15 protein-coding genes are annotated in these 12,372 nt (G+C 63.1%); 11 read left to right on the forward strand and 4 right to left on the reverse strand.

Annotated features, from left to right (window positions below; translation table 11 throughout):
* Positions 1-450: 450 nt before the first annotated feature.
* A complete protein-coding gene (locus tag NKH02_RS32770) occupies positions 451-654 on the reverse strand; it encodes a hypothetical protein (protein ID WP_352871469.1) in 204 nt (67 codons plus the stop codon).
* A gap of 572 nt (positions 655-1,226) precedes the next feature.
* On the opposite strand from NKH02_RS32770, the gene NKH02_RS32775 reads away from it, so the two are divergent.
* The 3 genes from NKH02_RS32775 to NKH02_RS32785 all read left to right on the forward strand — a co-directional run bounded on the left by NKH02_RS32775 (position 1,227) and on the right by NKH02_RS32785 (position 2,752).
* Positions 1,227-1,904 carry a Crp/Fnr family transcriptional regulator gene (locus NKH02_RS32775; protein WP_352883916.1) on the forward strand — a complete coding sequence of 226 codons (678 nt, stop codon included), beginning with the start codon at positions 1,227-1,229 and terminating at the stop codon, positions 1,902-1,904.
* A 195-nt stretch (positions 1,905-2,099) separates the two neighbouring features.
* Complete coding sequence (locus tag NKH02_RS32780; protein ID WP_352883917.1) at positions 2,100-2,309, forward strand: hypothetical protein; 210 nt, start codon at positions 2,100-2,102, stop codon at positions 2,307-2,309.
* Positions 2,310-2,386: 77 nt separating this feature from the next.
* Positions 2,387-2,752 carry a hypothetical protein gene (locus NKH02_RS32785; RefSeq protein ID WP_352883918.1) on the forward strand — a complete coding sequence of 122 codons (366 nt, stop codon included), beginning with the start codon at positions 2,387-2,389 and terminating at the stop codon, positions 2,750-2,752.
* A 46-nt stretch (positions 2,753-2,798) separates the two neighbouring features.
* On the opposite strand, the gene NKH02_RS32790 is transcribed toward NKH02_RS32785, so the two are convergent.
* A complete protein-coding gene (locus NKH02_RS32790) occupies positions 2,799-3,014 on the reverse strand; it encodes a hypothetical protein (RefSeq protein ID WP_352871462.1) in 216 nt (71 codons plus the stop codon).
* Between the two features lie 542 nt (positions 3,015-3,556).
* Between NKH02_RS32790 and NKH02_RS32795 the strand changes: the two genes are divergently transcribed.
* From NKH02_RS32795 to NKH02_RS32815, 5 genes are all read left to right on the forward strand, one after another.
* The gene (locus NKH02_RS32795; protein ID WP_352871461.1) at positions 3,557-4,231 is read left to right on the forward strand and encodes a Crp/Fnr family transcriptional regulator; all 675 of its coding nucleotides are present in this window, start codon (positions 3,557-3,559) and stop codon (positions 4,229-4,231) included.
* Positions 4,232-4,556: 325 nt separating this feature from the next.
* Positions 4,557-5,009 (forward strand): hypothetical protein, encoded by a 453-nt coding sequence (locus NKH02_RS32800; RefSeq protein WP_352883919.1) that lies wholly within the window; start codon positions 4,557-4,559, stop codon positions 5,007-5,009.
* A gap of 81 nt (positions 5,010-5,090) precedes the next feature.
* Positions 5,091-5,396, forward strand: coding sequence for a hypothetical protein (locus NKH02_RS32805; protein WP_352871458.1), 306 nt, complete (start codon positions 5,091-5,093; stop codon positions 5,394-5,396).
* 410 nt (positions 5,397-5,806) lie between these two features.
* On the forward strand, positions 5,807-7,789 hold the full coding sequence (locus NKH02_RS32810) for an acyltransferase family protein (RefSeq protein ID WP_352883920.1): 1,983 nt from the start codon (positions 5,807-5,809) through the stop codon (positions 7,787-7,789).
* 279 nt (positions 7,790-8,068) lie between these two features.
* Complete coding sequence (locus NKH02_RS32815) at positions 8,069-8,377, forward strand: hypothetical protein (RefSeq protein ID WP_352871454.1); 309 nt, start codon at positions 8,069-8,071, stop codon at positions 8,375-8,377.
* A gap of 59 nt (positions 8,378-8,436) precedes the next feature.
* Here the strand turns inward: NKH02_RS32815 and NKH02_RS32820 are convergent, their stop codons facing one another.
* Positions 8,437-9,033: a DUF6456 domain-containing protein gene (locus NKH02_RS32820; RefSeq protein WP_352883921.1), complete on the reverse strand. Its 597-nt coding sequence runs from the start codon at positions 9,031-9,033 to the stop codon at positions 8,437-8,439.
* Between the two features lie 325 nt (positions 9,034-9,358).
* On the opposite strand from NKH02_RS32820, the gene NKH02_RS32825 reads away from it, so the two are divergent.
* The gene (locus NKH02_RS32825) at positions 9,359-9,640 is read left to right on the forward strand and encodes a DUF982 domain-containing protein (RefSeq protein ID WP_352883922.1); all 282 of its coding nucleotides are present in this window, start codon (positions 9,359-9,361) and stop codon (positions 9,638-9,640) included.
* A 54-nt stretch (positions 9,641-9,694) separates the two neighbouring features.
* Complete coding sequence (locus NKH02_RS32830) at positions 9,695-10,057, forward strand: DUF982 domain-containing protein (RefSeq protein WP_352883923.1); 363 nt, start codon at positions 9,695-9,697, stop codon at positions 10,055-10,057.
* Positions 10,058-10,300: 243 nt separating this feature from the next.
* Here the strand turns inward: NKH02_RS32830 and NKH02_RS32835 are convergent, their stop codons facing one another.
* A complete protein-coding gene (locus NKH02_RS32835) occupies positions 10,301-10,984 on the reverse strand; it encodes a GcrA cell cycle regulator (RefSeq protein ID WP_352883924.1) in 684 nt (227 codons plus the stop codon).
* A 582-nt stretch (positions 10,985-11,566) separates the two neighbouring features.
* On the opposite strand from NKH02_RS32835, the gene NKH02_RS32840 reads away from it, so the two are divergent.
* Positions 11,567-12,271 carry an XRE family transcriptional regulator gene (locus NKH02_RS32840; protein ID WP_352883926.1) on the forward strand — a complete coding sequence of 235 codons (705 nt, stop codon included), beginning with the start codon at positions 11,567-11,569 and terminating at the stop codon, positions 12,269-12,271.
* Positions 12,272-12,372: the final 101 nt, after the last annotated feature.

Consider the following 12,372-nt stretch of genomic DNA (forward strand, 5'->3'; position numbering starts at 1 on the left):
CAAAGCATCCTCCAAAGAATCAGATGCTCTCGACAGATTCAGCTCCTAAACCCCTTGTCACGCGTTAACTCACCCGATTGCCCTGCTCCTGCCCACCTGACGTCTTGACAAGAGGGAGGCCGGCGACGACGCTGCCGCGGTCGAACTTTGCGGAGGGAAGCCATGAAGAAGACCTATGAAAAGCCGGTGCTGGTCAAACGGCAGAAGCTGTCGGCCATGACGGCGCAGCAAATCCCGTCATCGGGGTCGGCGGACTGACGCCGACCAGAGCGGTCCCGCGACGAACTTCAGCGCCAGAGCGCGACTCCAGGGCCATGCCGGCGCTGGAACCTTTGCGCGGCGTTTGCGTGTTTCACCCGGATCGTTTCTCATTCGATCCGGAATTCCTCCAATCAAATACCCCATCAGGCTCCGGCCGGCGGGGTTTTTCATTACGCACGGCCAGTCGCATCATGTGTCCGTGGCCTCATCCTTGACCGGATCCCGGCCGGTCCGAAATATCCGCCTGAGGATGTCGCGCGCTATCTCGGCCCGATGCTTGTCCTGGCCTTGCAACTCGGCGCCGCCCAGCCTTGCCGGAGCGCCGCTCTTGTAGTCCCACACCATCCAGCTGCCAGAGGTTTCCTGCAGGCACTCAAATCTGTCTCTTGGCATCAGACGAGTCTGTCTCTCGGCATCAAGCGTCCTCGTTCACATGGGCCCGGCGATCGAGGCACCTTTATCGCTGGCCGACGCAGGGTCAGGTTGGGCGGGGGGCCGGATCCCGCGTCGGCCAAGGCGCTCCTGAGATCCGCCGCGCTGGAAACCTAGCGAGTTACCGCCAGGCGAACAATTGCGCGGGTCTCTGGGTACGCTTTCGGACAGTTTGCGAAACCATACCCTGCCGAGACAATTGCTTCAGGTGGAGGTGGAGCATCGCGCTTCCCTCAAGCTGATGGTGCTGATCACTCCGCCAATTCGTCGCCACGCCCTCCAGGGAAAAGATGCAAGCAAGCAGCGGTTCTCAAGCAGCGTTTCTAATGACTCGCTAACCGATTGTCGGAAGCGTACAGTGTTTCTGTCGCTGGCCACTGAACGGGCGCTGGCGCTTGAGAGTGTCGATCGTACTCCCGCCCTGCGGGAGTTACACTTTGAACTGCGAAATTCCAAAATCGACTGCCACTGGCCAGGCACCGGCTTGTGAGACCTCCTCTCAGTCAAGATTCCGAAATGAATTGCTGCGGAGGATGACCGCCGAGGACCTTGCGCTGCTTGAGCCGAGTTTGCACCGGGTAGCCCTGCCGCTGAGAATGTCCCTCGTGACGCCCGACGTGCCTATTGAAGCCGTTTATTTCATAGAGCGCGGAATTGCGTCGGTCGTCGCGCGCACGTCCAGCGGACGCGAGGCCGAGATCGGGTTCATCGGCTTTGAGGGGATGGCTGGGTATTCGCTGGTGATGGCCGACGACCGCGCACCGCAAGCCTGCTTCGTGCAACTCGAAGGCGAAGCAATGCGCATTGACGCAGGCAGCTTCAATGCGGCTTTAACGACCAGTCCCACGTTGCGATTGTTCCTGTTGCGCTTCGTCAATTCTTTACAGACCCAGACCGGATGTACCGCGCTTGTCAACGCGCGGCTGAAGTTGGCGGACCGCCTGGCTCGGTGGCTGCTGATGTGCGATGACCGCGTGGTGGGGGTGCGATTTTCCATCACCCACGAGTTCCTCGCCACGATGCTGGGCGTAAGACGGCCAGGCGTCACCATCGCCCTTCAAGAATTGGAAGGTCTTGCTCTGATCCGGTCGCGCCGGGGTGAGGTCGTCATACTGGACCGCCCTGGACTGATTGCGCTGGCCAATGGCGGATATGGGGAGCCGGAAGCTGAATATATCAGGCTTTTGGGAGAGACTGGTTCGGGGGACTGAAGACCGAGACAGAGCCCGTTGCCCTTGGTCGGCCTAACCCGTTTCGTGGCCGGCGCCCCCCTCGCGGCTATGCGCATGCGCTCAATGACAAATGAGATCGGACCGGGATGATATTTTTTCCGTCCTGGACGACTTGTCGCCGGAACATTTCCTCTCGGCCGGCATTTTGAGTGCCACCGAAAGGGGAGAACTTCCTTGAACCGACTGCCTCAGGATAAAGACCGGATCGAACGTGCCACCCGCGAGGCGCAATCGATCATCGCCATCGAGCGCCAGGCGCGTGAGGCAAAGACGGCGCGGCTGCGAGAACTGCGGCTTTCCTCGGAGGCGCCGGCTTCGACCGGAGCGGCAAAGCGCAAGCCCGGCGCGCGAAAGACGACACGCAAAACGATCGACGTGAGGTGAGCTTGTCTCAACGTATTCGAACACCCCTCGCTTCGTGGACCACCCTGAACCAGCGGTTCTGGAGGGCACGCGCCTAAATGGCCTTGCCCGTGATTTTCTGCGGCGCCTCAAGTGCCGTCCATCGCAGGCAGGCCAAGGCGCGGACGCTGACCAGCAGCAAAATTCCGGGCGAATTGCTCTTACTCGAACAGACGCCGTGTGACTTCGCCGTCCTCGACGATCTGGACGGCCCACTGGCAATCGATACGCTCGATGGAAACGGCGGTCGGCCTCGGCACATCTTCAGCATTCATGGTTGCTTTTTCGACCTGCGCGCGACCGCTTCCATAAAGGAGCGTGCGGCAGCGTCGCAAGCCATTCTGGACGGTCCATTTGCGAACAGCACGACCTTCGCGGCTTTCTCCGACATGCCGTATTTCTTTGCGAAGACCGCGGCGTCGTAAGGCTCGTTTTCAACCCCAGGCGTCGAGGACGTGACCCTGACCTTGGTCATTGGCGTGTTCGCCTGAAACTGTCGAGCAATTCGGTTTCATTGCTGCAGCCATCCTCGAAAAGAGCAAACACCGTGGCTGCCAGCTCCTGCACGTCCGGCTCCAGCGACATCCGGTCAAGTTTGCGTTCGAAGCAGACCTGATCGAAGACGCGTTGGCACAGCTGCAGGTCGGAAGGATGAAAGCAGGGATGGCGCTTGTTAAGGCTCGACATGAGAAACCCCCACTCCGAGCAGCGCCCCACTTGCCAGACGCTGTGGTGGAAAATCTAATTTGCCTGCGGGGAGAGTCAATATTGGCGTAGTCACTGTATGGATCGTACAATTCTCCCCCGGCAAACTGTGCCGTTGGCTGGCTTTCGAAGGGTTTGCAGGACCGGATATCAGATGGCGCCTTTGTCGTTAGCCGGCGGATTTTATTGGCCCCGCCCCGCGATCCGCGTCCCAGACAACGTGATCCGCCTTTCTCGGACAATATGTCGGTTTTGTACCAAGCGGCGCTTGGTACGTTTCCGACACTAACGTTTGGATCGATCTTTTCGTATGCGAGCGGCGTTAGGGGGCGCTGTGCATCGAATTCCTAGATTTTTTTGTCCAAAGCCCCTATACATAGGCGATCGTCCGCACGTTTTTACGGGCGCGGACGGCTGGGAGATCGGATGGCTCTTGCCCTGCATTGGGCCGCGCCATGACTGATTCCGATAAAAGGCCTGATCCCGGCAAAAACCATCAACACCGGAATGAGCTGTTGAGGCGGATGAGCGCGGATGACCTCGCGCTGCTCCAGCCGCATATGCAGCGCTGCGATTTGCCGTTGCGTAAGATGCTGGCGACTCCCAATGTCCCGATCGAAGCCGTCTACTTCATCGAACAGGGCATTGGCTCGGTGGTCGCCAGGACGACGAGCGGCCACGAGGCCGAAGTGGGCTTCATTGGCTTCGAAGGCATGACCGGATCTTGCCTGGTGATGGGCGACGACCGTTCCGCGCATGCTTGCTTTGTGCAGCTCGAAGGCGAAGCGATCCGCATCGAAGCCGGCCCTTTCAAAGCGGCATTGGCGGCAAGCGCGACCTTGCGCATGTTCCTGCTGCGCTTCGTCAACACGCTCCAGACCCAGACCGGCTGCACCGCGCTCGTCAACGCACGGCTAAAGCTGGAGGAGCGGTTGGCGCGGTGGCTGCTCATGTGCGACGACCGGGTTCCCGGCGAACACCTCACCATCACACACGAATTCCTGGCCATCATGCTTGGCGTCAGGCGGCCAGGCGTCACCGTCGCCCTCCAGCTGCTCGAAGGTCGCGCGCTGATCCGGGCGCGCCGGGGCGAGATCATCATTCGCGACCGCGCCGGGCTGATCGAGCTCGCCAATGGCAGTTACGGCGACCCCGAGGCCGAATACGTCAGGCTGATCGGCGAGATCGGCGCAGCCTGACATATCAAGTTTCGTTGTCAGGCTTTGGGACCTGCAGCGTCTCGACAGTCGCGGCGCAACCGGCGCCGCGGTCGATATTATCCGTCGCTTGGATGACCAGCGGCAGAGGCAACGAGTAAGGTGGCATGCTGATCTGGTGCCAAAGCCCTTCGAACTCGTCCGTTGTGCCCGGATGCTCGAAGAAGGGCTGAGAAAAGGCTCAAGACGCGCGCTTGGCCCGCGGTTTCGGGCTCCCCGTGGCCGGCTTGCCCAACGGCATGATCTCGTCGGCCGGTGCCTCCCCACATGCATCCCACGCGCCGTGCCGGCCAACAGGCATCCCGGCGTGTTCAAGGCTCGCGAGCTTGCATCTGGTCTGTTCGGCCGCCGCGCCGAGAAGACAATCGATGGCGAACATGGCGTCGGCGTGGCCGCTTGCCGCGAGCACCTAGCGTATCGTGCTCAATTGAGCGTGCGTGTAGTCCAGAAGCTTGAGCAGATCGATATGATCCAAACCGCCCTCCATCGCATGATGTCGAGAGGCCGATCCGAGGTCGCTCTTGCCACCGGCAATACGCCCATTCGCGCGGCTTGGATAGCCGGATTGTACGAATCGTACAATTTCCGTTTCCCTATTGTCCAGACCGATAAATACAGGGGGCCCCTTGGGCATGACCACCGCACAATCCTAATTGCGCGGCAAATGATTCCTGTCATGGAATCCCGCTTTGGCCGAAACGAGCAAAATCCGAAAAAGTTTCAATTTCTTTCCGATTGTATTTTACCCGAGATGGCCTGAATCTTGGAACTTTCATCCGAACCTGTCGTTTTTCAGGACGATCGTTACTCTACGATCTCAAAGCAACAGGAGGATGACATCATGAAAATCAAGATGATCTGTTTCGGCGCGATGACGCTTTCGATGGTTGCCGGCTCGGCTCTGGCTGCCGGCGACACTGGCACGTCGGCTCTCGACGATCCGGCCAAGATGCAGCCCTTCTACACCGACTCCAGCATGAAGACGATGGTCAGCAATGACGCCTTCGCAACGGCCTGGAAGGCGCTGACGCCGGACGACCAGACGGCGATGATGAAAGCCTGCGAGGACGAGTCCAAGAACGCCAACCCCACCAACACCCATCCGGAATTCTGCAGCAACGCGAAAGCGATCGGTGGCAGCAAGTAGGCGCCCACTGGATCGATGAGGTCAGCGCCGCCCCTCATCCGCCTGCCGATACCTTCTTCCCGTATGGTGACGGGGAGAAGGTGACTCGCCGCAACCTGGGCTCTTCTTCCGCGACGCAGGCAAATCAGTGGAGCCATCGATGACTGCGTCCTTCTCCTCGTCATTATACGGGGAGAAGTGCCCGGCAGGGCGATGAGGGGCGGCGGCTGACTTTGCCAACATGAAGGCACCACGGTCGTCAATAGACGCCGGCTCACCCTCGTTCCTTACCGTCTCGCGGCAACCGGCGCATTCGCGTCGCCTCCCTATTCCGGTCATGTTGCACTGCGATAGATTTGTTGCATTGCGATATCAGCCCGACTGACCGACACTGCCAAGGGCTCGGGGCTGGCTTGCACGAAGGAACCATCGTGGCAGCTGCGTTCCGGCCGGACATACAAGGATTGCGCGCCCTCGCCGTCGGCGGCGTCGTCGCCTATCATTTCGGCCTCACCGCGCTGCCCGGCGGATTTGCCGGCGTCGATATCTTCTTCGTCATTTCCGGCTGGCTGATATCAACCCACCTCATGCGGGAGATCGCCGAGACCGGCCGGCTCGATCTCTGGCGCTTCTATGCCAGGCGCGCGCGGCGGCTTCTGCCGGCAGCCCTGTTCGTCATCCTGGCCACGCTCGCCGCCGGCTACTTCATCCTGGCGCCGCAAGAGCAGGCGCTCTACTCGCGCGGCGCCATGTTTGCCTCCGCCTACACCATCAATTTATGGCTGCTGCGCTGGTCGTTCGATTATTTCGCCGCCGATGCCGCCAGCAATCCCTTCATCCATTTCTGGTCGCTGTCGGTGGAGGAGCAGTTCTACCTAGCCTGGCCGGCACTGCTTCTGCTGGCCGCATGGCTGCGTCCTGGCCGGCGAACGGCTGCGGCCTTAATCGGCGTCGCCGGCCTCGCCTCGTTCGCCGCCTGCCTGTGGCTCACCAGCGCAGCACCTGCCTGGGCGTTCTATTTCTCGCCGCTGCGCGCCTGGGAGTTCGCCGTCGGCGGCCTGGCGACGCTGGCGCCGGTGGCTTTCCTGCGGTGCCGCGCAGGGCTGCTGCCTGCACTGGGCTGGCTCGGCCTGGTGCTGATCGCGGCGGCGTATCTCTTGTTGAGCGAGAACCTGCCCTTCCCCGGCTGGCGTGCCTTGCTGCCGGTTGCCGGCACCGTGCTGGTGCTGCTGAGCGGCGCCGGCGCGGAACAGACCGGCAGGCAGGCCGAACAGCGGACCGGCTGGCAGGCTTTTGCGCCGGCCACCGCTCTGTCGCTGCCGCCTTTGCAATGGATCGGCACGCTCTCCTATTCACTCTACCTGTGGCACTGGCCGGTCATCGTCTATGCCGGCATGCTGGTGCCGGACCTATCCGTCCAGCAGCGACTGGGCTGCGGCGTGCTGGCGCTGTCGCTGTCGGTGCTCACCTATCATCTGATCGAGAACCCCGCCCGGCGTGGCGCTTGGCTGGCGGCGGGCGCCCGGGCGCTGATCCCGGCCGTTGCCCTCACCGGTGCCGGCGTGGCGGTCGCCTATGCCAATGCGCACCTGGCCGCGCGCAACATCGACACTGCCCAGCGCGGCATCGAGCAGGCGGCCGAAAAACCTTCCATCGTGCGCGCCACCGACAAGAGCTGCCTGCTCGACTTCCACACGGTGACGCCAAAACCTTGCGTGTTCGGCGCGGCGGACGCCACCCACACCATCGTGCTGTTCGGCGATTCGCATGCCGATCACTGGTCGACGCCGCTGATCGAAGCGGCGAAGCGCAACGACACCAAAGTGATCACCTATCTCAAATCCTCGTGCCGCGCCTCGCGGCTCCCCACCTTCAATGCCGTGCTGAAGCGCGACTACACGGAATGCGACGCTTGGCGCGAGCAGGCGATATCAGACATCATCCGCCTCAAGCCGCGCCTGGTGGTGATCTCCGAATTCTCGATCGGCAATTTGATCCGCGACATGCCCGCCACCAGCCGCGCAGCCGAAACAGCGCGCTGGCAGGCCGGCCTGCGCTCGACCTTGCAGGCATTCAGCCGGGCCGGCGTCGAGACGGCTGTCATTCGCGACACGCCGATCAACGCCAGCTTCGCCGATTCCTGCGTGGCGCGCGCTTTGTGGTGGCGCGAAGCACCCTCGCCGCACTGCGACACGCCTAGGATCGAGGCCGCCAACGACAGCGCCGCGACCGCCGAGCGCGCCGTCGTGAACAGCGTGCCCGACACGCGCTACATCGACCTCACCGACCGCTTCTGCGGCCCGACCGCCTGCCACGTCGTCATATCGGGCCAACTCGCGTTTCGTGACCGGCACCACCTGGCAACAGCCTTTGCCGAGACGCTGGAGGGACCGTTGGAGCAGGCGCTGTTTTAGGGTGGGGTGAGAAGCGGCTCGCGCAGCGAAAGCCAATTGTTTGGCTTTTCTCGGATGCCCTGAGCCTGCGAAAGGCCGGGTGGCAGGCACATGAGGGGTGGACCCGGCCCTGCCAATCAATGCATGCCGGAAAATTTCTCTTGATGGCGCGCCCGGAACACCGACCGCAGCGGTCCAGGGCTCTCGCGCGCCGGTATCCGTATCCTTTGTCTTACGAATCCGTGGAACGCGGCCGCGTCTCGGGGGTTATATTAGGTCAACCTTGAAAAGGAGGTAGCTATGAAGAAGCTCCTGCTTGTTTCGGTTATCGCCATTGCTTCGGCGGCGGCGATGATCGCCCCCGCTGATGCCCGCAGTCGTATCACTATCGGCATCGGTGGCTATGCCGACAACTATTACGACGACTATTACGGTGACTACGGCGATCGCTATGTGTATCGTCCTTATTACCAGTACGACACTTACGATAACGGCTACAGGCCGCGTTATTACCACCGACACCACCGACACCACCGTTGCCACATCGAACTGGTGAGGCACTGGCGCCACCATCACAGGATCATCGAGGAGATTCGCGTCTGCGGATAACCTGATCTTGTGAAAACCGATCCGGCCGGCATTGCCGGTCGGATCGCCTCTTACCCCATTTACCGCCTCCCCATCATCATCCCATAGTGCACCGCCAGCAGATCCAGCCCGACCTTCAGCAGCTTCGTCACCACATCCCGGCCCTCGCCGGTCTGCTCCGCCACCCCCTTGATGGACCCACCGGCGCAGCAGACCTTCTGGACCACGGCGGCCACCTCCCAGTGGCCCAGCGCCCTGGTGGCGGCGGCGTGGGCACGGCCGGCGTCGAGCACGCTGTCGGCGATGCCACCGCCGTGGCGGCCGCCATCGACGCGCTCGGTCCAGCGCATCGGCTTGACGCTTGCCTGCTGGCTGCAGCGGAAATCCTCGCGGTAGCGCAGCCCGGCCTCGCGCTGCTGGCGCGACAGCGAGGTGATGCCGATCAGCGGATCGATAGTGCGCATCCGCACGATGCCGCCGGTGGATGTGAAGCCGTCGTTCGACACCTCGTAGACGCGCCTTGCCTCCAGCGTGCCGGCGGCCAGCCGCTTGCGGCCGAAGGCGTCATCCCTGAGAGCGAAATCATGGCCGACCTCGCGGCGAATGCGCACCTGCTCGGCCTCGCCCTTCGGCAGTTTCGGCGCCTGCGGTTTGGCGGCTTTGGTTTTCCTGGGCATGGCTGAGGTCCTCGGTTGGGGTGTTGGGATGGAATGGAACTGGCGATCCTTTGCGCGCCCCTCTGCCCTGCCGGGCCATTCTCTCCCCTCGTGGGAAGATGGCCGGCAGGCCAGGGCTGTCCCGCCGACCTATCATCGCCAACAAGAGCAGCATGTAGGCGCCGACCCGATCGGTGGAGAGTTGCAACGTGTCGCCGATGAAATTGGAGACATAAAGCTGCATGAAGGGCCGTTCGCTGGATGGCAGCGCCTCCATGCCGACATCCGGGCTAATGGAACCAGCGCGAATTTTCGACGTTATGCCGCGTCTACGGGAGAGATGCCGATGACAGCCTTCATGCCGGTTACCCTGCGCTTTTGCGACAACACAACCATGCTGGTCGGCTCGGTGGCCGAGGCCGCCGGGGCGCTCAGGCAGAAATGGCCCGACAAGACAGCACCTTGCTATGTCGAGGCGGCCCGGCTCGTTGCGCTCGCCGTCGACGGCACCTGCTGCCAGCGCATCGCCTTCAACGCCCTCACCAAGGCGGCCAGGCAACAGAACATACTGGTGACCAGGCCGAAAAGCCGCGCCCATGACTGGCTGGACGCCGTGACCAGCCCGTGAGAGGCGCGCGCCGGCCGAAAAATTGATGCAACCGCCCGCCGGCGCGGCGCGTTTATGAGCGCGGTAGGTGAAGCCGCGCGCAGAGCGAAGGTGAACGCCGTGGGTACCATGAAGACAGGAGTGCCGCTCAAGGTGCGGATGGACGGGGAGATCGAAGAGATCGACAGCGTCAGCGAAGCCGCCGATTTTCTGCAGCGCTGGCCACTTGAGCGGCGCGGTCATGTGTACCGCAGCGCCCTCAACGCCTGCGGCGCGGCAATCGCCGCGCAGATTTCCGAAGCCGACGCCATGAAAGTGTTCACCGGCTTTGCCCGGGTGGCCAACATACTGGTGGCCGAAGGTGGGCCAGCCATAAAGCTCGAGGCCGAGACCATGCAAGGCCGCATGCCCAAACAGGGTCGGCAGGTGCCTAAATAGGGTTGCGGCGGTTTTTCCGCCTCTTTCTCCCCGTTTACGAGGCGTGGTCCGCGCAGGGGACGAAAAGCCAATTGCTTGGCTTTTCGAACAACGAACGCCCGGCAGGGCAATTGGGGGCGGCGCCAGCGCTTCGGCAATTGGCATCGGACGCTTGAAGTTCATATCCGCTCTCAATCCGCCACGTCAGCGCGCCGTCCCTCATCCGCCTGCCGGCACTTCTCCCCGTGAACGGAGAAGGGATGCTCACCCCGCCACAAACACGCGGCGCTGGAAGCGCGCCTGATGGTAGGTGCAGTAGCTTTTCAGCGCCCCGGTCCGCATGCCGCAGCACAGCATGTCGGAGCCCGGCCGGCCGCCCGGCACATCGTTATCGGGGTCCTCTTGCAGCGTCAGGTCCAGCGGCGCGCGGCAGCGGGAAAACAGGCAGTCGATGAAACGCATCGCCACGCCATGCGGCTGGCGGCCGACGGGCGCACGCGGCGGCACCGGCACCTTGAAACGGTAGGCCTCACCATCGGCGATCAGCACGCCCACCTCGTGCACGAACAGGCGCGGCGGCAGCCACGCCGGCGAAGGGTCGCGCTTGGGCCGGGCGGCCGTCTTGCACACGCCGGGACCGCTGGTGGCGGCGTCGATCGTGCCCGCGGCCGGCTTGGCGCTCGCCATGCCCCGCGCCGGCATGCCATTTGCCAACTTGCTTCCAGCATACTTGCCCGCGGCCCGCTTGGCCCCGACCGGCGGCCCCTTGCCATTGGCAAAGCCGATCGCGTCCAGTATGGCGTTGCGGTGCACGATGCCGATGATGGCATTGCGCGACACGCGCGCGCCGCGCAGCGCGCTAAATGCCGTCGCGATCCTGGAGGCGGAAAGCCCGTCCTTCAGCCAGCGGGCGATCTCGTGCAATTCCGCGTCGGTATAGCTTGCCATTTCCAGGCTCCATCCAAGGTTCTGCCTTCGGCCGCGCGCCGCCAGGCAGGCGTCAGGCCCGGGTGGCCGGATCGCGGTAAGGGGTTGTGGTTCGAGGGCCGGCTGGCGCTGCTCAGCCGGACCGGCTTCGCGGCCCGGCCGGTTCGACGAGGCGCGAAAGCCGCGCCTCGGCCGTTTTTCTGTCGGGGGCGGAAACCGCCCTGCCCGTCAGCCTGTCGATCAGGATGACGGTGCCGTCTTGGGTGCGGATGCACGACCGGGCGGGCAAGCCAGCGCCATACCGGTCGAATTGGGGGCCGGAGCCGAGGGGAGCGGCGGCTCCGGCCGTTCCGGTCGCCGTTGACGGGCCGACCGGGCCCGGGGCTAGTGCCTTGAAGCACCGAGCCTCGGGCTTCGCCCCGGCCGGGGAGGAGGACGGCCAGGACGGAAGGGTGCCGGCGACAGGCGCCAGATGCGCCTCATGTGAGGCAGGCGCCTCGGCGCCATGAAAGCTGGACAGGTTTTGCATGGCCAGATATAAGCATAACTCAAAAATAGATGCAAGCCATTCTTTCATAGACTAGAGCCGCTTTCATCGCTCACATGGGTGCCATGGCAAAAACGGAACTGTCGATCAAGGTCGGGGCGGCGATCCGCAAGGCGCGCAAGCAGCGCGGCCTGGTCATGCGCCACATTGCCGAGCACAACGACACCGATGTCGCCGCCGTCGGCAACTGGGAAACCGGCCGCAACCTGCCCAAGACCGAGAACCTCTTGAAGACCGCCGCCTTCCTGCGCGTCGATCCGGTAGCACTCGGCAGGGGCGAGGTCGTCTTCCTCGACGATGCCGGCCCGGTCGCCGACGCCGAGATCGTCACCGATGCCGCACCCCTGCCCGCCGGGTCGATGGATATCGAGGTGCTGGGAGCGGCCGTCGGCGGCGACGATGGCGATTTCACCTTCAACGGCGAGCCAGCCGGTTACGTCCAGCGCCCGCCGGGCGTCCGCAACCTGCCGAAAGTGTTCGCGCTGCACGTGCTGAGCGATTCCATGGTGCCGCGCTACGAGCCCGGCGACCTGATCTATTGCGGCGGCCGCGACGCCGTGCCCGGCGACCACGTGGTGATCGAGACGTTTCCGGAAGAAAACGAGCGCAATGGCAAGGCCTTCATCAAGAAGCTGGTCAAGCGCACCGCGGGTGAGCTGATGGTCGAGCAGTACAATCCGCCAAAGACGCTAACCTTCAACCGCTACGCCATAAAACACGTCTGGCGCGTGATTCCGCTGAAGGAGTTGCTGGGGTATTGAAGGTGGGGCGCCTCTTCCTTCTCCCCTTGTGGGCTAGCGTGCGCACACATTTGCTTCGTGCTGTGGTCAAGCGTGAAGAAGCGAGGCCGGAAAATGGCTTG

It is taken from the genome of Mesorhizobium sp. M1396 (assembly GCF_040317725.1).
Lineage (GTDB): Bacteria > Pseudomonadota > Alphaproteobacteria > Rhizobiales > Rhizobiaceae > Mesorhizobium.

Excerpts from the sequence above, each read along its gene's own strand:
- NKH02_RS32770 (WP_352871469.1), bottom strand. The coding sequence starts at position 654 with ATGCCAAGAGACAGATTTGAGTGCCTGCAGGAAACCTCTGGCAGCTGG.
- NKH02_RS32775 (WP_352883916.1), top strand. The coding sequence starts at position 1,227 with ATGACCGCCGAGGACCTTGCGCTGCTTGAGCCGAGTTTGCACCGGGTA.
- NKH02_RS32785 (WP_352883918.1), top strand. The coding sequence starts at position 2,387 with ATGGCCTTGCCCGTGATTTTCTGCGGCGCCTCAAGTGCCGTCCATCGC.
- NKH02_RS32790 (WP_352871462.1), bottom strand. The coding sequence starts at position 3,014 with ATGTCGAGCCTTAACAAGCGCCATCCCTGCTTTCATCCTTCCGACCTG.
- NKH02_RS32795 (WP_352871461.1), top strand. The coding sequence starts at position 3,557 with ATGAGCGCGGATGACCTCGCGCTGCTCCAGCCGCATATGCAGCGCTGC.
- NKH02_RS32805 (WP_352871458.1), top strand. The coding sequence starts at position 5,091 with ATGAAAATCAAGATGATCTGTTTCGGCGCGATGACGCTTTCGATGGTT.
- NKH02_RS32815 (WP_352871454.1), top strand. The coding sequence starts at position 8,069 with ATGAAGAAGCTCCTGCTTGTTTCGGTTATCGCCATTGCTTCGGCGGCG.
- NKH02_RS32820 (WP_352883921.1), bottom strand. The coding sequence starts at position 9,033 with ATGCCCAGGAAAACCAAAGCCGCCAAACCGCAGGCGCCGAAACTGCCG.
- NKH02_RS32825 (WP_352883922.1), top strand. The coding sequence starts at position 9,359 with ATGACAGCCTTCATGCCGGTTACCCTGCGCTTTTGCGACAACACAACC.
- NKH02_RS32830 (WP_352883923.1), top strand. The coding sequence starts at position 9,695 with ATGAGCGCGGTAGGTGAAGCCGCGCGCAGAGCGAAGGTGAACGCCGTG.
- NKH02_RS32835 (WP_352883924.1), bottom strand. The coding sequence starts at position 10,984 with ATGGCAAGCTATACCGACGCGGAATTGCACGAGATCGCCCGCTGGCTG.
- NKH02_RS32840 (WP_352883926.1), top strand. The coding sequence starts at position 11,567 with ATGGGTGCCATGGCAAAAACGGAACTGTCGATCAAGGTCGGGGCGGCG.